The 1,241-nt window shown below is 75.5% G+C and carries 1 protein-coding gene; it reads right to left on the bottom strand.

Features of this window, described 5'->3' with window-relative positions:
* Positions 1-535: 535 nt before the first annotated feature.
* Positions 536-1,105 (bottom strand): hypothetical protein, encoded by a 570-nt coding sequence (locus ABT106_RS31995; protein ID WP_351284577.1) that lies wholly within the window; start codon positions 1,103-1,105, stop codon positions 536-538.
* Positions 1,106-1,241 lie beyond the last annotated feature (136 nt).

The following is a 1,241-nucleotide window of genomic DNA, read 5'->3' as shown; positions in this document are numbered from 1 at the left end:
TGCCGAGGAGCCGGCCGGCACGGAGGAGGGCCCGCACGCGGCGGTCATCCCGGCCGCGACGACGGCCGCGGCGACCAGGGGCAGGCGGCGCCCGAGGGGTGCGGTGGAGCGGGGAGACACCGTGCGGCGTTCGGCGCGGACGGATCGGAGCAGGCGAGAACTCATGGCGGAGACACCCCAGGGGCAAGGTTAGGACTGCGGGACGGGCGAGGCCCGCCCCGGATCGGAAGCCGGGGCCGCCCGACGGTTCACCGGTTTCGTGTCCGGTGCCGGGGGCCGCTCGGCTGACGTGAGCATAGGACCGCTCGCCGCCCGCGGAACCGCGTCGGCGCGATCTTGAGGTTGCCCTAAGGAACAGCTCACCTTCGGCTTCGGCGGAAACCGGTGCACCGGCGTGCACAGCGCCGCGAACTGAGCGAACCGCGCGAAACGGTACGGGAGTCGCCAAGCGGTACGGACCGGTCGCGCCGGTTGCCGGTCGCCGCTCCCCGGTCGCCGCTCCCCGGTCGTCCGTCCCCGGTCGGCCCGCCGGGCCTCAGAACGAGGTCTCGCGCACGCTGGCCTTCGCCCCCGGGTCGACCGTCGCCGTGATCACCGACCGGTGGCCGCCGCTGGAGAACGTGACCGTGAGGGTGACGTCGGAGCTCTGCGAGGTGGTCGTCTTGAAGCCGCGGCCGGGGATCGCCGAGATCAGGCACACGCCCTTGCTCCCGTACCGGACCGTGACCTTGCCGCCCTGTGAGGGGACGGTGTGCAGGCCCGCCCCGCCCTCTTCGCAGTCGACGTCGTTCTTGGGCGCGCTGGTCCGCGGGGTACCCGCCGACGCCTTCGCGGGGGTGGGCGCGGGCGAGGCGGACGGCTTCTGCGTCAGCGTGGGCGAGGGGCTCGCGGAGGCGGCCGCGGACGGGGACGGGGAGGGCTGCTCCGGCGACGGACTGCCCGCCTCCCAGGCGGGGGGCGTGTCGATGACGACCGGGGCGGAGCGCGCGACCGGGGGCGTATGCCTGGTCGACCCGACCACGAACTGGACCGTCGCGAGCACGGCGGTCACGCTGGCGGCCGTACACGACAGCCATATGAGCAGATAGCGCGGAGTTCGGGGCACGGCCCCATAGTGGCCGACGCGCGGCGCGGCGCGGCACCGGCACCCCCCGAAGGCCGGCGGCGCTGGCGGGGCGCGCCGGGAACGCCGACGTCCCCCGGACCCGGGGAGGGGTCGGAGGACGACGGGCGGGGCCGGT

The sequence above is a fragment of the Streptomyces sp. NPDC002044 genome (assembly GCF_040296725.1).
GTDB lineage: Bacteria > Actinomycetota > Actinomycetes > Streptomycetales > Streptomycetaceae > Streptomyces > Streptomyces antarcticus.
The sequence above is the reverse complement of the archived record's forward strand: the minus strand, read 5'-3'. Positions and strand labels throughout refer to the sequence as shown.